Origin of the sequence: Streptomyces sp. NPDC032161, from assembly GCF_040636995.1 — a bacterium.
Lineage (GTDB): Bacteria > Actinomycetota > Actinomycetes > Streptomycetales > Streptomycetaceae > Streptomyces.
Genome location: NZ_JBEZVN010000060.1, coordinates 1 through 18,448 on the forward strand (window position 1 = coordinate 1; position 18,448 = coordinate 18,448).

The following is an 18,448-nucleotide window of genomic DNA, read 5'->3' on the forward strand; positions in this document are numbered from 1 at the left end:
GTTTGTCCACACACCAACCGATGATCACGCGGTGGCCGTACCCGTTCCCGGCCGGGTACGGCCACAAGATCGCGAAACCAGACTGGAGTACTAGTGCCGTTCGCGCCACAACCGGCCGAGCTCTGCGACCAGTTCAGCGATCACGTTGGCCGACAGGCCCGTGATCCTCCGGTCGCTGATGATCGCTGCACGAGATGCGTTCCCCACCACATGGCCATGATCGATGATCAGAAGCTCGACGCCTCACCGATTACCGTGCACGAGCTCGTAACCCGTACGCCGCCCTGATGACCCACATCGGCCGCTGGGACCACGTGTAACGCACCCCCGCCGACATCGAGGCCGACGTCCGAGCCGCCGCGCCGCCGGGAAGGAACCGTCGCCGGACAGGACATCACCGCCGATGCAACCGGCCTGACGCTTTCGCGACGGTGCGGCGCGCTGACGAGCCAGGGTGATCCCCGCAGCCGGCATCGTGTTCCTCCCTGACGCGGCATCGGTCGTCAGTCGAGGCCTTCGATGATGCGGAAGTCGCGCTCGACCGCGTCAGCAAGTACGGCCAGCGCCTCCTGGTAGGCCGCACTCTCGCGTGCGGCGACCGCCTGTTCGAAGCTGTCGAACTCGATCAGGACGGTGCGCTCGGCGATTCCGGCGTCGTGTGCGACAATCCGGCTGCCGAGGGAGAGCGTCCGCCCGCCCGCGGCCTCGATGGCTGGACCGGTCAGCTTGTCGTAGGCAGCCACCTTCTCGGGGTCTGCGATGGTGCGGTAGACGCTGACCCAGTAGCCCTTGGCCACAGTACCTCCTGTGTTCGGAATGGATGATCAGATCCATGGCCGGCGCGCTGCGGGTCAGCGAGCCGACGGAGACGGCGTCGAAGCCGGACGGCTTCGATCAACCGGCTGGGGCTGCGATCGGACTGGTCTCGGGTGAGCGTCGACGGGCGAGGACGAGCCAGATTTCCGAAGCGGTTGACGATGCTAGCGTGTCGGAATTCGAAGCGTCAATCCTGAAGAGCTGGACATCCCGACATGGCAACCCCCAGACCCGGCAATGCTGTTCGCGGCTCGACCACCGGCCGCCCCCTCATGGCCGCACTCGATCTGTTCGGGCGACGGTGGAGTCTGCGCATCCTGTGGGAGCTTCGCGCGGGTCCGCTTGGATTCCGCCCCTTGCAGAAGCGGTGCGACGACATGTCCTCCAGCGTGATGCGGCAGCGCCTGACCGAACTGCTGGATGCCCAGGTGATTCACCAACTACCGGACAGCCGCTACGAGCTCACCCCGCTGGGACAGGAGGCGCGCCACGCCCTGAACCCCCTCGCCCGCTGGGCGGGACGCTGGGCGGCCACGATCGACCCGCAACGGGCAGACCACACCGAGGACCAATCCGCCAGCCGTGTCTCACATCCGGACACCGTGGGCGACGGAACGCCGGAGAGGGACTCCGTGGACTGACGACCTGCCTCGGATCGGAGGCGGGGCGGGACCGCCGGGTCACGAGGGCGCCGTGGCTCGGCCGAGCGCCGGGGACAGGCGCGAAACCTCCGCCGATCCTTCTGCTTCGAATTTCGAAGCGGTAGTGTCCGGCCTGCGACATTGCTTCTATATTCGAAGCACACTTGGTCGAGTTCGATCAAGGAGGCGGCATGACTCAGCAGAACACCGACGCGAAACGTTCCACCATCCTGTCCTGGAGGGAACCAGGGCCGCTCTTCGCCTTCAAAGGGGAACTGACAGGCCTGCAAGTACTCGCAAGGCCTGGCAGCCGGCGAGATCGCCCCCGAACTCGTGCTCTTCACCACCTGCAACGCCCTGCGCGAGTACGCCGAAAACGATCCGGCGGGCCGTGACCTGCACCCCTTCGTCAACCTGGTCGATGAGCACGGGCCAGATGCCATCCTCCAAGCCGTCGACCGGCTCGTCCCTGAGACCGCATCCCAGGTCACCGCCTCCACCGCGCACAAGGCCAAGGCCCGCGAATGGGCCCGGGCGCGCGTGGATCAACAAACACCCTGACAATCCAGAAGCGCGGCACAAGTAGACCCTGAGCGCACGGTCGGCATCGCGAAGTCTGTGAACGAGCGGGGCCATCGACTCTCGGCAGGGATCCGCAGCTCTGAGCAACCGCGTCGCGATCTACAGAACCGCGCCCGTTGCCAGGGAGTCGGTCGGCGGCGCGGTGTAGGGCTTGGAGGTCTTCTTCTTCCCGGCGGTGTTGAGCAGGCTGGACCTGCGCGGTGCGGGAAGCATGCTCGGCGTCGAGCACGGCGGCCAGACACGATGTGCCTGCGTACGGGCGGGCTTCGGGCCAGGTCCGGAAGAGCATGGCAACCGTCGCGCGCAGATCGGCGAAGTGGTGGGCGACGGGGACCGACGCCCCCGCGCTCGTCGTGCCCTCGGGGCCTCCCGCAGCGAGCAAACCCCCAAGGTGTCGTTGCACGTGGACGAGCGCGGCCATAGTGGCCGATTCGAGTTCCATGGAGGGGGCGCTCTCCCGGGTCAGGTCGGCTCCGCAGGCATGTGCGGGATGCTCGGCCGGTGCCGAACGCGCCTCAGCCGACCGGCATTGCCACGGGTTCAGAGCATCATCCGGCAGGCGGGCGATGGCGCTGCCTGCGTGAGGGGGTGCCCCTATCTGTTTGGTCAAGGGGCTGGGGTGGGCTGGGGCTGATAAAGGGTGCCGTCGCGGAGCATGGTGTCGGCGTACAAGCGAACGTGGCCCTGGCAAGATTTCCGTGATGCTGGGGTGTGCTACCGTGCGCCGGTGACGCTCCGTCACGGGTAGCGGCGTCGGAGCAGGGCCATGAGGACGATACGGTGGCGGAGCAGCGGGACACCTGCGCGGCCGGCCATGATCCGTTTCTGGAGTTTCAGGTCGGTGATGCGGCCCTCGTTGACGCCAGAGTTGAACGGCGTGGTGATGCCCTGCACGACTGCGGGCTGGTCCTCGCGGATGGCGTTGGCCAGGCTGGCCAGGGCCAGGAGGCCGGCGCCGGACAGTTGCTCGAGCCAGTGCGCCAGCGGGCGGGCGTCGCGGGCGTCGAGCATGGCGGCGAACTGACGCACCAGGTTGTGGGTTCGTGCCAGTTCCGGGCAGTGGTCGAGCAGCCGTCGGAGGGCCTCGGTGGTGTGGAGGTCGCGTCGGGATGGTGCGGTGGTGATCCAGCGGGTGACCTGGCGGGGTGAGGGCGGTCGCTCGCGTGGGGTGTCGATCGGCAGGCCGCGGCGTAATGGTGCGATGGCCATCTTGACCCGTTGGTAGTGGCCGCCGTAGCCCTTTGCGGCGATCTCCTGGTGCAGCACCGTCGCGGTGTGCTCGCCCTCCTCCCAGCGCTGCCTCAGATACTCCAGGTATGGATCAAGACTCGTAGGCCGACGACGCGGGACCCGGCGTACGCATTCCTGCCAGGTGGCTGCCAGGGCGTACTTGCCCACGGTGCGGCGGTTCAGACCCAGCTCGCGGGCTGCCGAGTTGAGCGAGCGGCCAGTGTCGGTCACCGCGTGCACCGCCTCGAACAGCCGCTTCGCGTGGCGGCGGGCGGGGGTGTCGGCCTCGTCGGACGGTGCCCCTGGGCTCGTCGGCGGTGATGCAGCTTCGGGCTCGGGAACCACAGCGGACAGGCATCCTCGGTGCGCCGCGGCAACATCGCTGACCCGCTTCGGCAGGCCCTGCCACAGATGGAAGCGGTCGCTGACCTGCACGCCGAGCAATTGGCCACCTGGCTGCGGACACACCCCGGTGTTGACGTGGTCTGCCGGGACGGCTCGCTGGCCTACCGACAGGGCATCGCCGACGGCGCCCCGGACGCGCGGTGCGGGTGGAACGAGTATGGGTGGCGGGAGGCGTAGTCCGCATCGCCGCCCGCACCCGCGAGTTGACCGTGGTGTGTCCTGACTGCGGTCGCGGGTCCGCGCGGGTGCACAGCCGCTACGGCCGCGCGTTGACCGATGTTGCTGTGGGTGGCCGATCGCGGCCGGCCCACAGTTCGATCGGCAGCCGGGTGTCGGCATCCACCAGCAGGGTGCCGTACACGTCCGAGGTACAGCGCGAAGCCGTCCACGCCCAACACCCGCGGGGTCGCTGCCGACGGAAGGGGCAAGCGCATCAAGTGAAACAGCACGCTGGTCCGCGACAGCGGGACCTGCAGGATCTGCAGAAGCCGGGCACCGCCACGGCCGGTGAGGAATACCCCGGCCATCTCCACCAAGTGCTGCAGCAGCGGGCTGCGGCGCTGGTAGCGCGCCGTCAGCCCCTCGACCTGCTCGGCGATCGTCCGCCGACCGCAGCTCGGGCCGTCACAGAACAACCGTCGCACCGACAGCTCGATCACCACCGGCATCAACGTGCGGAGACATGATCCATATGAGGTCATCACACTCGCCGACAGTGCCGCTACCCGTGACGGAGTGTCACCGGCGCACGGCGGCACACCCCAGTATCACGGAAATCTTGCCAGGGCCCCGGTCGCTCAGACCGCGATCGCCTGGGCGCTCTGCCGTGGCGAGGACATCGTGCCGCTGATCGGCGCCCGCGCCCGGGAGCGGCTGGCCGAGGGCGCTGGGCGCACGGGACGTCGTGCTCGACGAGGCCGACCTGACCGCGATCGAGTAGACGGTTCCGGCCGGGGCCGCGGCGGGCGGGCGCTACCCCTCGGCGCAGATGGCGCGCCTCGACAGCGAGCGCTGACCAGGGCACCCCGACGCTTTGCCGGGACCGCCGCCGCACAGCGCGTATCAGATCCACCAGCTCCGCGAGACCGGCATCCGTCACCTGGAACAGCCGCTTGCCGGGCCGTGCCTCCTGGAGCACTTCGCGTCCGGCGATCAGCCCCTCCTTCTCCAGCCGGGTCAGCTCCGCATAGATCTGCTGGGGCTGTGCGTGCCAAAAGTTGGCCACTCCGAGGTCGAAGGACTTCGCCAACTCGTAGCCGCTCGGGTCCTCTTCGCAACGCCACCAGCACCACATACCGCAGCGCCATCGGCCGCCCTGCTCCACTGTTGCGGGACCTTTGGCCCACTGTTGCCCGGCGCTGCGGTGATGATACTCATGAACAAGACCAGTCATATTCATGGGTATTACGTGTCCGCCATGAAGTGGTACGCGTTCGTACGTGGAGGATGAGCCGTGACCGCAAAGACCACCGGCGAGCGTTTCCGAGCCGCCATCGACCAGGGCAACGTCGCGGCCCTGGAGGACCTGTTCACCGACGACACCATCCTCTACAGCCTCGCGAAACTCAAGCCCCTTGAGGACAAGCAGATGATCCTCGGCCTCTTCAACGTCCTGCTGCGCACCTTCGAGGACTTCCGTTACGTCGCCCAGTACACCGGCGTCGCTGCGACGAGTGCCGATGGCACCGAGGCTCCCTCGGAGGTGCTGGTCTTCCGCGGCACCGTGAACGGCCAGGAGGTCCACGGGATCGATCAGCTGTACTTCGCGGACGACGGCCGGATCAAGGAGTTCAGCGTCTTTGTCCGGCCGCTGTCCGGCGCGCAGGCGCTGAGCGAGGCGGTGCTCGCCCGGCTGGCGGAGGCGGGGCTCGGGCCGGCGCCGACCGCCCAGTAGCGCGGGATCGGCCGCAGACCGGTGCGGCGCCGGGCGCGCCAACGACTGGCCGGTCCGGCGTATGAGGCCCGGTCCCACACCGGCAGCGCGGCACCCTGTTCAGCTCCGAGCCCACGCTCGGATTCACCTGCCCGGTTGTTCGACATGACGACCGACATCAACGATGGCGCTGACCGAAGGGACGATCAATGCCCAACAGCTGGCGGCACTGCGCGAAGTCCTGCTCCAGGCGGTCTGGTAGGAAGACACCTGGCACGGCGGTTTTTGCGCCGGCCTCCGCGGGCATCGAACGCCGCGCCGAGCACCTGGTCCGCGTCTGCGTCATCCAGGAACGCGCAGCCGGCGCCTCCTGGGCGGCCATCGGCGAACCGTTTCGGCCTCTCGGCGGACGCGGCCCGCAAGAGGTGGGCCCGCTGGGAACTCGCCCCCGCCCCGCAAAAAGACGCCGGGCCGTGAAACCGGCGCCCGGACCGTCGGGCGGGACGCCTGCGCAGGTGCGTGTGCCAGATCCTGGGAGAAACCGCCCGCAGCTGCACCGGCCGCTCACCTGACCGGCAGGGTGAGGGGATCTCCTGCTCCGGGACGGGTCAGGGAGAGCCGGGGCGGCGGTTCCATGCACGGGAGGGCCGCCACCCGGATGCCCCGCAGACGGCGGAGACGGCGAGACCACGCGAGGCAGCCGCGACGACATCGCGGCCATGCGCGAGCAGGGCGACCTGTCGGCGTTCATGCGCCTGCAGATCCGCCCGGTGAGGGCCCCCGTCCAGGTCGTGGCGCTGCGACAGGGATTTTCGGGGCCCTCAGGACACAAACCCGGTGCCTGGCTGTCCGCCGAGCGACTCAAAGAGGACTACCGGCGAGCCCCGGACGCTCCCGAACTCTGCGAGTATGCGCGGTGTCTGGCGCTGGCGGCCCCCTGCGAGGACGATCCCTGCCGGTGCCCACTGTACGGCTTCCCGCATGCCCCTGCGGCGTGACGAGCCGGCGACCGAGCGGGCCGAGGTCACGGTGGGCCCGGGCGGCCGGGTCAGAGTCTCCTGCCCCGGCCGCTGACCACCGGGAGCCGGGGCAGGCCACATCCTCTTCACGCTCTAGTACTCACCCTACGGAAGGACAAGTCATGTGTGGTGTCGCCGGGTTAGTTCGATTCGACCGGGACCTCGGCGCGGCGGACCGGACGGCCGTGGACGCGATGACCGAGACGATGAGCTGCCGGGGGCCGGACGCCGGTGGCATCTGGCAGGGCCGGCACGCACTCCTGGGGCACCGGCGCCTGGCGATCATCGATCTGCCCGGCGGCCGTCAGCCCATGTGGCGCGACGTCGCCGGCCACGGCGCCGGGGCCACGGTCGCGCTTTCGTACAGCGGCGAGATCTACAACTTTCAGGAACTGCGCACCGAGCTCACACAGCAGGGACATCGTTTCGAGACGAAGAGCGACACCGAAGTCGTCCTGTGCGCGTATCTACAGTGGGGTGACGCATTCGTCGAGCGTCTCAACGGCATGTTCGCCTTCGCCCTGTGGGACGGGCGGAAGGAAGAATTGCTGCTGGTGCGCGACCGGCTCGGAGTCAAGCCCCTCTACTGGCAACCGATCCCGGCGGGCGCGCTGTTCGGCTCCGAGCCCAAAGCCATCCTCGCGCACCCTGACGTCCGTCGCGACGTCGGCATCGACGGCTTGCGCGAGATCTTCTCGCTGACCAGGACGCCAGGAAGGACCCCTTACACACATCTGCAGGAGGTCGTACCGGGCACGGTCGTACGCATTCGTGACACCGGGAGCCAGGTGCACCGGTACTGGTCGCTCACCGCGCAGGAACACACCGACAGCCTGGACGCCACGGCCGCGACGGTCCGAGGCCTTCTGGAGGACGCCACCCGCAGGCAGCTCGTCGCCGACGTACCGCAGTGCGTCCTGCTCTCCGGCGGCCTGGACTCCAGCCTCATCACGGCCATCGCGGCCCGCGCGATGCAGGCGCAGGGCGCCCGTATCCCGTCCTTCGCTGTGGACTTCGAAAGCGAGGCGGAGTTCGAGGCCTCGGAAATGCGCGGAGAGCCCGACCCTCCGTACGCCCGGCTGCTCGCCGCCGAGGTCGGCACGGACCATGCAGACCTCGTCCTGAAAGACGCCGAGTTAATGGACCCGCGCATCCGTGAGGCCGTCGCGGCCGCCCGCGACGTCCCGACCGGCTGGGGCGATCTCGACACCTCTCTGTACCTGCTGTTCCGAGCCATCCGGGGCAAGTCGACCGTCGCCCTCTCCGGCGAGGGCGCCGACGAATTCTTCGGCGGTTACCCGTGGTTCCACCGGCCCGAGGCCGTGAACTCCGCGCAGTTCCCGTGGGCGGGCCTCGAAACCTTCAGCCTGGCGGATCCCGCCACCAGTCGTCTCACCCTGCTCTCGCCGGAGCTGCGGGCCGACCTCGACATGGAAGCGCACACCAAGAACGCCTACCAACAAGCGCTGGCCGAGGTGCCCAGGCTGCCCGGCGAAAGCCGCCTGGAACGCAGAATGCGGGAGATCGGCCATATGCACATCACCCGCTGGCTTCCGGAGATGCTCGACCGGAAGGACAGGGTGAGCATGGCCGTCGGCCTCGAAGTGCGCGTGCCGTTCTGCGACCACCGGCTCGTGGAGTACGCGTTCAACATCCCCTGGTCGATGAAGACCTTCGACGGGCGCGAGAAGAGCCTGCTCCGCCTGGCCGCGCAGGGCTTGGTGCCTGACCCCATCCTCCAGCGCAAGAAGGCCAGTTACGCCGTCACGCAGAGCCCCGCCTACATGTCGGAACTCCGCCGGACCCTTGCGGACGTTGTCTCCGACTCCACGGCCCCGGTACATCAGCTCCTCGACCGGGACGCCGTCCGCCGCGCCGTTTCCCCACCCGAGGGCGAGCACGCGAACACCGGACGCTCAGCCATCGAGCTCGTCCTCTCGCTCGACCTGTGGCTGCGAAGGACCGCACCCTCAATCAGCCTCTGAACCCGACCACGCACGCGCACGACCACGCACGCGAAACCCTTGGCCACCTCGCATTCCAGAACGGCGCATTGGACATCGGCGAGCCTGGGCTGCCCGCTGAGCCGCGCCGGACCAGTCCCTCGACCGGGGGATTCCTGCTCGAACGGTTCTGGTGGGGCTCGGTCTTCCTGATCAACGTGCCCGTCATCGCCCTGTTCCTGGTCTTCGCACCGATCCTGCTGCGCGAAGTGCGCGCGACCCGCTCCCATGGAGGAACGGATGACCTTTAGCCCGTTATCGACCGAATTGCGCAAGGAGACCCATGTCTGTCAGCACATCTGAACTTTCGCCTGCTCCGTCGCTTTTCTCCCCGGTCACCCTCGGGAAGATCGCGCTCGCCAACCGCATCGTCATGGCACCGCTGACCCGGGTGCGGGCCGGTTCCTCCGGCATCCCCGGGGACCTGATGGCCGAGTACTACCGCCAGCGGGCGAGCGTCGGAATGATCATCACCGAGGGCACCTACCCCGACCACGCGTCGCAGGGATGGGTCGGCGGGCCGGGCATCGCCACCAACGAGCAAGCGGCCGGCTGGCAGAAGGTGTTCGAGGCGGTGCACGCCGAGGGCGGCCGCATCGTCATGCAGATCCAGCACGCGGGCCGCGCCACACACCCCGACATCAACGGCGGCCGCCGCATCCTCGCCCCCAGCGCGATCGCCATCGACGCCAACACTCCGTTCACGGCGAAGGGCTTGAAGCCCTTCCCCGTGCCGGAAGCGATGACCACCGCCGAGATTCGGGAGGCCCTGGAGGGCTTCGTCGCAGCGGCCCGCCGGGCCGTCGAGGCGGGAGCGGACGGCGTGGAACTCCACGGCGCTAACGGTTACCTAGTGCACCAGTTCCTCTACCGGGGGGCCAACCAGCGCACCGATGAGTACGGCGGCTCCCCCGAGAACCGGGCTCGCTTCGCCGTCGAGGTGGTCACGGCGGTCGCCGAGGCCGTGGGTGCCGAGCGGGTTGGGCTGCGGATCTCGCCGGGGATGACCTCCGAGATCCTCCGCCAGGGTGTCTTCGAGACCGACCGGGATGACGTCCTGGCCACCTACGGCACCCTGGTGGACCAGCTGCGCCCGCTGGGCCTGGCCTACCTGTCCGTCCTGCACAGAGAGCCGGGCGGCGAGCTGGTGCAGGAGCTGCGACAGCGCTTCGACGGCAGGCTGATCGTCAACAGCGCCTTCCTCCGGCAGACCACCCGTGAGGAGGCGATGCAGCGGATCGAGGCCGACCACGCCGACGCCGTGGTCGTGGGCCGGGCCCTGTTAGCCAACCCCGACCTGGTCGAGCGCTGGCAGGGCGGGCATCCCGAGAACGAGCTGCGGCAGGAACTGTTCTACACACAGGGTGCCGAGGGCTACACCGACTACCCCTTCCTCCAGACGGCTTGAGGCGAGTGTGATGCGCCAGACATCGCGGGCTTAAGTAGCTGTTGTCGTACCGATCTTGAGGAGCGCCGATCGAACGGGAGTCCCGATTGGGTGGTCGCGGGGTGCTCGGCGCATACGAGTAGGGCCTCCTGAACAGCTCGTTGGTGTCTAATCATCGAGCAACATCACGAGGCCCTGGTGCCGCAGTGTTCCGTGTCGAGAGCTGTGGAGTCCAGTTCAGTCACGCTGGAGTGTGACTGCCTGGCTCACCGGTTCGGAAACGCCGCCGACAGCGGGTTCCGGCGGCCGCGTTATCCGACGGACATGACGGACGCGGAGTGGGCGGCGATCCGGCCGTTGCTGCCGGTGCCGGGCTGGATGCGCGGCCGGGGCGGGCAGCCGGAGGCGTACTGCCACCGGGCGATACTCGATGCGATCCGCTACCTGGTCGACAACGGGGTCAAGTGGCGGTCGATGCCAGCCGACTTCCCGCCGTGGGACCGGGTATACGCGTTCCTCCGCCGCTGGCGCGACCACGCCTTGGTCAAGGGAGTTCCACGACCGGCTGCGCGCCGAGGTCCGCGAGAAACTGGGCCGCGACGCGGAGCCGAGTGCGGGTGTGATCGACTCGCAGTCCGTCAAGGCGGACGCCGTCGTCGGGTCGGACGGCCGCGGTTTCGACGGCGGCAATGGTCAACGGGCGCAAGCGGCACGTCGTGGTCGACACGCTCGGCCTGCTCCTCGGGGTGATGGTCACCGCCGCGGATACCGGCGACCGCGCCGCCGCCCAGGTCTTGCTCGAGCAGGTGGCCGACGCACACCACCGCCTCGCCCTCATCTGGGCCGATGGCGGCTACAGCGGCAGCCTCACTGAGTATTGCCTGGCCGCGCTCGCCCTGGTCCTGGCGATCGTCAAACGCAGCGACGACACGCGCGGCTTCGTGGTGCTGCCCAAGCGGTGGATCGTCGAGCGGTTCTTCGCCCACCTGATGCGCACCCGCCGCCTGGTTCGCGACTTCGAACGCCGCACCACCAGCGCCGAGGCGATGGTCTACTGGTCGATGACCCTGCTCATGACGCGCCGCCTGGCCCGGCCGCGCCCGCAGCCAGCGTGAACCGGCCCGGCGCGGGCTCTGCCAGCCAGCCCCGGGCGACAAGCCGTTTTGAGCTGTACTGGGATTTGTGGAGTCCCTGATGCCAGGGTTGCCTTCCTGGCGAAGGAGAACCACCAGCACCATGGCAGCACCCCGTAAATACCCCGATGAGCTCCGCGAACGCGCGATCCGCGAGGTCCACGCCACCGGCCGGCCGATCGCCCACGTTGCGAGGGACCTGGGCATCCACAAGGAGGCCCTGCGCGGCTGGGTCCGCCAAGCCGAGGCCGACCGCAGCGAACGCGACGACCGGCTGACCACCGCCGAACAGGATGAGCTCAGGCAACTCCGCAAAGAAGTGGTGGAGTTGAGGCGGGCGAACGAGATCCTCAAAGCCGCCGGCGTGTTTTTTGCCCAGGAGATCGACCGTCCCCGGACGAGGCCGAGCAGGTGATAGACCACCTGCGTGACAGAGGTCTCGGGGTCGATCCCGTCTGCCGGGTTCTTGAGCTGTCGCCGTCGACGTACTTCGCCCGCAAGAAGCGGCCGAAGTCGGCTCGCCGGCTGCGCGACGAGACGCTGATGCCGCTGATCGAGGAGGTCCACGCGGAGTCGGGCGGGACATATGGCGCCCGCCGGATCACCCGGGCCCTGCGGCGCAAGGACGTGGACGTGGCCCGCTGCACCGTCGAGCGGCTGATGGCCGGGCTGGGCCTGGAGGGCGTCATCCGTGGCCGGCGGCGCCGCACCACCGTGCCGGAGCCGTCCGCGCCCCGCCCGCCGGACCTGGTCGACCGCGACTTCACCGCCTCGCGGCCCGGTCAATTGTGGGTGGCGGACATGACGTATGTCCGCACCTGGTCCGGGTGGGCATACGTGGCGTTCGTCCTGGACGTGTACTCACGGATGATCGTCGGCTGGCGGGCAGCGAACCAATGCGGACCGAACTCCCGCTGGACGCTCTGGAGATGGCTCTGTGGAGACGTCGGATCAAGAAGGACTCCGGTCTCGTCCATCACAGCGACCGCGGGTCGCAATACGTATCAATTCGGTATACCGACAGGCTGTCCGACATCGGGGCTTCGACCTCTGTCGGTTCGGTCGCGGACTCGTATGACAACGCGATGGCAGAGCCGCTGAACGGCACCTTCAAGGCCGAGCTCATCGAGCTGCAGGGCCCCTGGAAGGGTGTCGACCAGGTCGAGCGGGCGATCTTCCAGTGGGTCACGTGGTACAACGAAGAACGCCTCCACTCCGCGCTCGACTACGTACCGCCGACCGAGTACGAGGAAGCCTTCTGGCGGAGCCAGGAGCAAACCCCGCAGTCCGCCTGAACCAATCAAGATCGGACTCTACGAAACTCGGGGCAGCTCAGTTCACCGGCGGTCCCGAAGGGCCGACGCACGTGCGGCGGTCGTTGCCGAGCCATTGGGGTCTCACTGCGGGCGATCGTCCCCCGTGCGCCCGTCCACCCGCCTTGTGTGTCCGGCGGCAGCGGCACCCCGACGATCACCCTGTCCGCCCCTATGCCCGAGGGCTGTCCGGCTCGTGGTCCCGCCCCAGGCCATCGTGTCCGGGTGCCAGGCCCTCCATCTGGCGGAGCTGGTCGAGAACGGCCTTCGCGAACTCGAGGCCCTTGGGCGAGAGACCCACCGCGCGCATGGCCACACCAGTGACTCCAGCGCGCTCGAGGGATCGCAGATCCTGCTGCGTCAGGCCGGCGTCACGCCATGCCGCCAGCTCTTCGAGCTTCTTCTCGGTGAGAGTTCCGGAATCGTCATCCAAAAAATACGAGACCGGTACGCCAAAAAACTTCGCCAGAGCATCAAGATGCTGTATGCGCGGATTCCCTCGCTCACCATTGCGAAGGTAGGCAATGTACTGTTTTGAGATGTCCCCGCCCTGAGCCCGGACGGCCCGCGCGACCTCCTCGTTGCTGAAGGGGCCGCGACCACGCGGGTGGACGGTCTCGAACAGATGATTCAGTCGTCGAGCCAGCAATCCAGACGGATCTGTCCCCATTTACCCCCACTCCTCTGATCTCTGGGCTGACAACTGGAGGCACACTCGAGAGGGGCACCGACCATACCAGTTGACGGGATCATGGTGGCAACGTAGCGTCTACGAGGGTTCAAAAGCAGCACCTCCAATGCGCTTCGCACGAAGGCTACTGCATGCCGTCTAGTGCCTCAATATCCGTGTCGGCACTTGCACATGATTCACACTGGAGCTCCCGTCGGACGGGTTCGACCGGCCACTCCCCGAGGAATGGTGCAGTTTTCGAACGGCGCTCATCCTGTTGCCTGGGAGATCTATCTTGCGCACCGCATTCGATGAGCGCCTGTCTTCTCATTTCTTTCAGCAGTACAAAAGGGGGAAGCAGCACGTGAAAGAAGCACCGGACGTGAATCTCACCACCCGGGAAATGGGAGTTCTGCGCCTGCTGGCCGACGGATTGAGCAATCGACTCATCGCTCGCAGGCTCGACATATCCGAGAAGACCGTGAAGAACCACCTCAGCGGCATCTACCCCAAAATCGGAGCGACCGACAGAACCCAGGCCGCCCTCTACGCCCAGCGTTTAGGCCTGACGGAGCAACGCGACGCGACACCATCCGTCAGCCTCACCCTCACGGCACGGGAGAACGTGGTTCTGCGCCTGCTGGCCGACGGATTGAGCAATCGACTCATCGCTCGCAGGCTCGACATATCCGAGAAGACCGTGAAGAACCACCTCAGCGGCATCTACCCCAAAATCGGAGCGACCGACAGAACCCAGGCCGCCCTCTACGCCCAGCTCATAGGCCTCGCCGACTGAGCCTCTTTCATCCTGTGCTGGAGGGTGAAATGGGCTGGTCAGTGGGTGGGGTGACAAGGCAGGGCCCCTCGTCGTTGGCGTGGTGATTCCACTCAACACACCGGCGACCGAAGAGGCCCTGCTGGTTCGGTATCCTGCCACGCTCGACGTGCCACATGAGCTCGTCGAGCATGTCGCCTGGCTGCTGCACGAGCACCGCCGGGCCCTCAACACCCGACGGCGCAAGCTCGGCTGCTTCCAGCAGGCACTGCTCACGCTGGTGCACCTGCGTAAGAACGAGACGTTCTCGCAGCTCGGAGCTGGTTTCGGGATATCCCAGGCCCCCGCCTGGCGGTACGTCGACGAGACCTTGGACGTCCTTGCCGGCTGGGCACCCGGCCTCCATGAAGCCCTCACCGGCCTCGGTGAAGGCGACCACGTCATCGCTGACGGCACCCTGATCCCCACCGACCGGATCGCCGCCGACGAGCCGTACTACTCGATGAAGCACAAGAAGCACGGCATGAACGTGCAGGTCATCGCCCGTCCCGATGGCACACCGCTCTGGTTTCTCCCCCGCGACACCGGGCCGCACCCACGACCTGACCGCGGCCCGCGCCCACGGCATCGTCAAGGCCTGCCTCACCCGGCAGATCCTCGTCCTGGCCGACCGTGCCTACCAGGGCGCCGGCGCCACCGTCCGTACCCCGTACTACCACCACCGCCAACAACCCGATCACTACCAGCAGTTCAATCGCGACCATGCCCGGCTCAGAGCCCCCGGTGAACGCGCCTTCGCCCAGCTGAAGTCCTGGCGACTGCTCCGGCGAGCCAGATGCTCTACCCGCCGTATCAGCATCATCGTCCGAGCCGTGCACACGCTGCTGACCTGTAGCTATCCAGGATGAAAGAGGCTCACTGAACGAACAGTGACGGGCAACGGGATTGGTCTCGACCAAGTGGCCGAGACGGATCTTCCGTGAAGGGCACCCCTGTCGCATGATGGGCGCCAGGGACAGTGCCATGGCAAGGGAAACGGGGAGCAATGAAGCGCCGTCACATACGCAGGAAATGCGGCGATCTGATACAGAGCCTTGACCTCACTGTTCCCTTCTCCGTGGAGGACCTCTGTCGGCAGATCGCCGAGCGCCGACAGCGCACGATCCGTCTGGCGCCGCTGGCGTTCCCCGCCAGCGGCCCCGTCGGACTCCTCGTCTCCACCGCCGCCGTGGACTACGTGTTCTACGAGGCACACACCACGGTGACCCATCAGACGCACGTCATCGTCCACGAGTTGGGCCATCTTCTGTGGAACCACACCCACGCCGCCCCTGAGGAGGATGGCGCCTCATACGAGGGAGGCTCCTTGTTACCTGAAGACATCGACCCCACCCTCATCGAACACATGCTAGGACGAACCCAGTACAGCCAGCCCGAGGAGTACGCGGCCGAGTACTTCGCCACCCAGGTCCTTCGGCTGGTCAGCGGCCCGCCCTTCGACACGGCCGCCGTGCCGCCCCACATGAGTGCTCTCGACACCCGGCTCGAGCGCTCACTCCAGCACGGCGGCGCTCACCGGCGGTGACCACACCACTCATATACGTCTTCAGTTGCACCCACATCCTGACCGGCCTCATCTGCCTGGCCACCTTCCGCTACAAGTGGCGTGACTTCAGGGGCGATCCGAAGAACCTCGCGCTCGGCGCACTATGCGCCACATGTTTCTTCAACGGACTCGCCTACCTGATCCTGGCGCCAGTGACGTACGTGTGGATCGGGGAGTTGTCGGGGATTCCCAACCTCGCCACGCTGCTGGGCCACTCCCTCATCGTGCTGGCCGCGCTGGCCGCGCACGTGATGGTGACCGGATGGTTCCGCTCGCCCAAGGAGGCAAGACGCCGCCTGCCGAACGTGACACTCCCGTACCTCCTCGCGATCCTTGTCATGTCAGTCCTCTTCTTCGCCACGCCCCTGCCCGGCGTGCACCCCGTTGACTTCGAGGTCCACTTCGCCACCCAGCCGACGGCGGGCGCCTACGTCGTCGTCTTCGTCGTCACGTACGGCCTCAACCTCGCCAACACGGCACGGCACACCTGGCCCTCCTCGCGTGCTGTGGGCCGGCCCTGGCTGTCGCAGTCACTGCTCCTGACCAGTGTGGGGTCCTTCTTCGTGGGGGGCTTCATCCTGGGGAAGCTGATCGGGGTCGTGGGGCGCTGGTGTGGGGTGACCTGGTGGGATCAGATCTCCATCCTGTGGAGCCCCCTGATGGGCATCGCCGGCTCCCTCCTGCTCGCCGCGGGCTACACGTTGCCGGGTTGGGGGGCGGCTCTCTCCGCCCGTCTCGGGCAATGGAGGTCGTGTTGCACGCTCCACCCTCTCTGGTCCGCGCTCTGCGGAGCCGCCCCGGGTATCGCCCTCCACAAGCCCCGCTCGCCTTACCTGGCTCTGTGCCGCAGGGACCTTCAGACATGGTTGTACCGGATCGTCATCGAGATCAGGGACGGACAGCGCCTGCTGCGTCCCTATGTGTGTGACGCGTGCGAGGAGCGACTGCGGCTCACACTCCGGAAGACGGGGCTGATACGCGACGACAACGCAGACCTTCTCCTGGAGGCGGCAGTCCTCGCCCTGGCGGTACGGCGCAAGAAGGCGGGCTTCCAGCCCTCCGGTCACCCGACCGGCTCCGGATCACGCCACTCGGGCAGTGAGTTCGCAGACGAACTGGCCTGGCTTCGGCAGGTGGCGCAAGCGTACACACGGGTGTCGCAGGACCTGCGACTGCTGTCATCGCTCCACCACTGCAAATGCCGTATGGCGCCCAACCACTGAGCTGGCAGGGCCAGACACGTCATCAACGCCGTTGCCTGTCCCCGGCTATTCAGCTGAATTGGGCCGAGCTGACACCCTGACAGCAGAAAGGCACCGCTGACCTGCGAGGATGCGAGTGTCTTGGGTCGTATCCGGTGCAGGAGCCAGGACACCTTTCCGGTGAGCGAGCGTACAGGATGGCATCGTGGGCTGTCGGTGGCAGCCGACGGAAAGGGACTGGCCGGGCATGCGGGTGCGGTGCTGCTGCGCCGACTGGCGGACCGGGTGGGGCTGACGCGAGGGCTTGCCGGGGTGCTTCCCCCCAGCACGAGCGCGCCGGGTGGCGGAAGCGGACCGGGGTGCTCGTCCAGCTCGCCGTCGCGATGGTGCTCGGGGCGCGGAGCCTGCTGGAGGCCGAGCAGCTCCAGCTCCACCACCAGGGCGTGTTCGGCCCTGCGGCCTCGCACTCGACGATGCGCGCCTGCTGGCCGACCTGGATAACAAGACCCTGCGGAAGATCGCGAAGGTTCGACGGCGGGTAAGTCAGCACGTGTGGACGCTGCTCCACCTGCGCCCCGGCGGCTTCCCGTGGCTCACGGTCGCCGGACGGAGACTGACGGGCTGGATCGTCGTCGGCCTGGACGCCGTGGTCATCACGAGAGCGTCCCGCAAGGAAGGGGCCGCGGCAACCGTTCAAGGGCACGTTCGGCTTCCACCCGCTGGGCAGTTGGCCCGCGAACACCGGTGAGAGCCTCGCGATGGAACTTCGGGCGGGCAACGCGGGAGCAAACACCGTGGACTGCCACGCCCGCGTCCTTGCCGCCGCGCTGGATCAGATACCGCACTCCTCCCAGTCGAAGATCCTTGTCCGCGTCGACGGCGCGGGCGCCACCCACGGCCTGCTTCAACACTTTGTTCATGATTGGGCTGCTGCTCCAGTGTGAGTACGGCTCCTCGCCGCTCCAGGCCGGGGCGCAGATGCTGCCCATGGTGATCGTCTTCGTCGTCGGCAATCTCACCCTCGCCCGGAACGCCTCTACTGTAGGTGTCCGGTTGCCCACCGTGGTCGGCCTCTCCGCCACCACCGTGCTCAGCCTCGCCATGGCCTCGCTGTCCAGTTCCGACACCCCCTACTGATTCTCGCCATCGCCCTCTCGGTCGCCAAGCTCGGTATCGGCAGCGCGGCCTTCAACGCCAACCGTCAGATCGGCACCCTCACCCTGCCCAACCGGATCGTCATGGCCCCCATGACGCGCCAGCTCTCCCCGAACGGTGTCCCGGGCCCCGACTCGGCCACGTACTACGCCCGCCGGGCACATGGCGGCGCCGGCCTCGTCATCACCGAGGGCACCACACTTGCCTCCTCGGCCGGCCCGGAAGGCGCGCCCCGCTTCCACGGCGCCGCCCTCGAGGGCTGGGCCGCGGTCGTGCAGGCCGTGCACGCCGAAAGAGGCCGGATCTTTCCGCAGTTGTGGCACGTGGGGGCCGGGGCCGTCCGCGAGCCGGGCACGGAGGTCTCGCTGCCCACCAGCACCGCCGGCCCCTCGTGCCTCGACGGGCTCGGAGAAGCCATCGCCGAGCCCATGACCACGGCCGACATCGACCGTACGCAGAAGAGTAGGCGGGCCGCGGCCGATGCGCGCCGCCTCGGCTTCGACGGCGTCGAACTCCACGGTGCCTAGGTGTGCTGTCCCGGGAACCGGGGACGGCAGAACCGTGCACGACAAGCGGCTGCCGAACACCGAGCCGAGACTGCTGGAGCTGTTCACCAGGCTGGTGGCGAAGTTCGGCAC

18 protein-coding genes and 4 pseudogenes are annotated in these 18,448 nt (G+C 67.7%); 18 read left to right on the forward strand and 4 right to left on the reverse strand.

The genetic code is table 11. The features are described 5' to 3' along the window. Positions 1–503: 503 nt before the first annotated feature. Positions 504–797, reverse strand: a complete 294-nt coding sequence (locus AB0E67_RS34720; protein ID WP_362034624.1) for a DUF1330 domain-containing protein — start codon at positions 795–797, stop codon at positions 504–506. A gap of 234 nt (positions 798–1,031) precedes the next feature. Here AB0E67_RS34720 and AB0E67_RS34725 point away from each other — a divergent pair, with 234 nt between their 5' ends. Then, positions 1,032–1,457, forward strand: coding sequence for a helix-turn-helix domain-containing protein (locus AB0E67_RS34725; protein WP_362034626.1), 426 nt, complete (start codon positions 1,032–1,034; stop codon positions 1,455–1,457). 333 nt (positions 1,458–1,790) lie between these two features. After that, complete coding sequence (locus AB0E67_RS34730) at positions 1,791–2,018, forward strand: hypothetical protein (protein WP_362034628.1); 228 nt, start codon at positions 1,791–1,793, stop codon at positions 2,016–2,018. A 759-nt stretch (positions 2,019–2,777) separates the two neighbouring features. Here the strand turns inward: AB0E67_RS34730 and AB0E67_RS34735 are convergent. Further along, positions 2,778–3,614 (reverse strand): hypothetical protein, encoded by an 837-nt coding sequence (locus tag AB0E67_RS34735; RefSeq protein ID WP_362034630.1) that lies wholly within the window; start codon positions 3,612–3,614, stop codon positions 2,778–2,780. 66 nt (positions 3,615–3,680) lie between these two features. On the opposite strand from AB0E67_RS34735, the gene AB0E67_RS34740 reads away from it, so the two are divergent. Together AB0E67_RS34740 and AB0E67_RS34745 are read left to right on the forward strand one after the other, a co-directional pair. Beyond that, positions 3,681–3,851: a hypothetical protein gene (locus AB0E67_RS34740; RefSeq protein WP_362034632.1), complete on the forward strand. Its 171-nt coding sequence runs from the start codon at positions 3,681–3,683 to the stop codon at positions 3,849–3,851. A 615-nt stretch (positions 3,852–4,466) separates the two neighbouring features. Beyond that, a pseudogene (locus tag AB0E67_RS34745) lies at positions 4,467–4,689 on the forward strand (aldo/keto reductase); the annotation flags it as partial. 57 nt (positions 4,690–4,746) lie between these two features. Here the strand turns inward: AB0E67_RS34745 and AB0E67_RS34750 are convergent. Continuing rightward, a pseudogene (locus AB0E67_RS34750) lies at positions 4,747–4,981 on the reverse strand (PadR family transcriptional regulator); the annotation flags it as partial. Between the two features lie 146 nt (positions 4,982–5,127). On the opposite strand from AB0E67_RS34750, the gene AB0E67_RS34755 reads away from it, so the two are divergent. From AB0E67_RS34755 to AB0E67_RS34785, 7 genes and pseudogenes are all read left to right on the forward strand, one after another. Beyond that, positions 5,128–5,568 (forward strand): nuclear transport factor 2 family protein, encoded by a 441-nt coding sequence (locus tag AB0E67_RS34755; protein ID WP_362034634.1) that lies wholly within the window; start codon positions 5,128–5,130, stop codon positions 5,566–5,568. A 1,120-nt stretch (positions 5,569–6,688) separates the two neighbouring features. Beyond that, entirely contained in the window at positions 6,689–8,551 is a 1,863-nt protein-coding gene (asnB, locus tag AB0E67_RS34760) for an asparagine synthase (glutamine-hydrolyzing) (protein ID WP_362034636.1), read from the forward strand. Further along, positions 8,515–8,820 carry a hypothetical protein gene (locus AB0E67_RS34765; protein WP_362034657.1) on the forward strand — a complete coding sequence of 102 codons (306 nt, stop codon included), beginning with the start codon at positions 8,515–8,517 and terminating at the stop codon, positions 8,818–8,820. Before asnB ends, AB0E67_RS34765 begins: the two co-directional genes overlap by 37 nt. Before the next feature lie 32 nt (positions 8,821–8,852). Next, positions 8,853–9,977: an alkene reductase gene (locus AB0E67_RS34770; RefSeq protein ID WP_362034638.1), complete on the forward strand. Its 1,125-nt coding sequence runs from the start codon at positions 8,853–8,855 to the stop codon at positions 9,975–9,977. A gap of 204 nt (positions 9,978–10,181) precedes the next feature. Further along, the gene (locus AB0E67_RS34775; protein WP_362034652.1) at positions 10,182–10,706 is read left to right on the forward strand and encodes a transposase; all 525 of its coding nucleotides are present in this window, start codon (positions 10,182–10,184) and stop codon (positions 10,704–10,706) included. Next, complete coding sequence (locus AB0E67_RS34780; protein ID WP_362034640.1) at positions 10,646–11,071, forward strand: transposase; 426 nt, start codon at positions 10,646–10,648, stop codon at positions 11,069–11,071. The genes AB0E67_RS34775 and AB0E67_RS34780 overlap by 61 nt, the downstream gene beginning before the upstream one ends. A 121-nt stretch (positions 11,072–11,192) precedes the next feature. Then, positions 11,193–12,384: pseudogene (locus AB0E67_RS34785) on the forward strand (IS3 family transposase). A gap of 190 nt (positions 12,385–12,574) precedes the next feature. Here the strand turns inward: AB0E67_RS34785 and AB0E67_RS34790 are convergent. Continuing rightward, on the reverse strand, positions 12,575–13,072 hold the full coding sequence (locus AB0E67_RS34790; protein ID WP_362034642.1) for a helix-turn-helix transcriptional regulator: 498 nt from the start codon (positions 13,070–13,072) through the stop codon (positions 12,575–12,577). A 295-nt stretch (positions 13,073–13,367) separates the two neighbouring features. Between AB0E67_RS34790 and AB0E67_RS34795 the strand changes: the two genes are divergently transcribed. From AB0E67_RS34795 to AB0E67_RS34825, 7 genes and pseudogenes are all read left to right on the forward strand, one after another. Next, positions 13,368–13,868 carry a response regulator transcription factor gene (locus AB0E67_RS34795; protein WP_362034644.1) on the forward strand — a complete coding sequence of 167 codons (501 nt, stop codon included), beginning with the start codon at positions 13,368–13,370 and terminating at the stop codon, positions 13,866–13,868. A gap of 79 nt (positions 13,869–13,947) precedes the next feature. After that, positions 13,948–14,755, forward strand: a pseudogene (locus tag AB0E67_RS34800) (transposase family protein). A 137-nt stretch (positions 14,756–14,892) separates the two neighbouring features. Then, positions 14,893–15,432, forward strand: coding sequence for a hypothetical protein (locus AB0E67_RS34805; RefSeq protein ID WP_362034646.1), 540 nt, complete (start codon positions 14,893–14,895; stop codon positions 15,430–15,432). Continuing rightward, complete coding sequence (locus AB0E67_RS34810) at positions 15,429–16,676, forward strand: MAB_1171c family putative transporter (protein ID WP_362034648.1); 1,248 nt, start codon at positions 15,429–15,431, stop codon at positions 16,674–16,676. Before AB0E67_RS34805 ends, AB0E67_RS34810 begins: the two co-directional genes overlap by 4 nt. A 698-nt stretch (positions 16,677–17,374) precedes the next feature. After that, on the forward strand, positions 17,375–17,599 hold the full coding sequence (locus AB0E67_RS34815; protein ID WP_362034654.1) for a hypothetical protein: 225 nt from the start codon (positions 17,375–17,377) through the stop codon (positions 17,597–17,599). After that, on the forward strand, positions 17,574–17,792 hold the full coding sequence (locus AB0E67_RS34820) for a hypothetical protein (RefSeq protein ID WP_362034650.1): 219 nt from the start codon (positions 17,574–17,576) through the stop codon (positions 17,790–17,792). Before AB0E67_RS34815 ends, AB0E67_RS34820 begins: the two co-directional genes overlap by 26 nt. Before the next feature lie 68 nt (positions 17,793–17,860). Then, positions 17,861–18,337 (forward strand): hypothetical protein, encoded by a 477-nt coding sequence (locus AB0E67_RS34825; RefSeq protein ID WP_362034656.1) that lies wholly within the window; start codon positions 17,861–17,863, stop codon positions 18,335–18,337. Positions 18,338–18,448 lie beyond the last annotated feature (111 nt).

Coding starts and splice junctions, on each gene's coding strand:
- AB0E67_RS34725 (WP_362034626.1), top strand. CDS start 1,032: ATGGCAACCCCCAGACCCGGCAATGCTGTTCGCGGCTCGACCACCGGC.
- AB0E67_RS34740 (WP_362034632.1), top strand. CDS start 3,681: ATGGAAGCGGTCGCTGACCTGCACGCCGAGCAATTGGCCACCTGGCTG.
- asnB (WP_362034636.1), top strand. CDS start 6,689: ATGTGTGGTGTCGCCGGGTTAGTTCGATTCGACCGGGACCTCGGCGCG.
- AB0E67_RS34770 (WP_362034638.1), top strand. CDS start 8,853: ATGTCTGTCAGCACATCTGAACTTTCGCCTGCTCCGTCGCTTTTCTCC.
- AB0E67_RS34780 (WP_362034640.1), top strand. CDS start 10,646: ATGGTCAACGGGCGCAAGCGGCACGTCGTGGTCGACACGCTCGGCCTG.
- AB0E67_RS34790 (WP_362034642.1), bottom strand. CDS start 13,072: ATGGGGACAGATCCGTCTGGATTGCTGGCTCGACGACTGAATCATCTG.
- AB0E67_RS34805 (WP_362034646.1), top strand. CDS start 14,893: ATGAAGCGCCGTCACATACGCAGGAAATGCGGCGATCTGATACAGAGC.
- AB0E67_RS34820 (WP_362034650.1), top strand. CDS start 17,574: ATGATTGGGCTGCTGCTCCAGTGTGAGTACGGCTCCTCGCCGCTCCAG.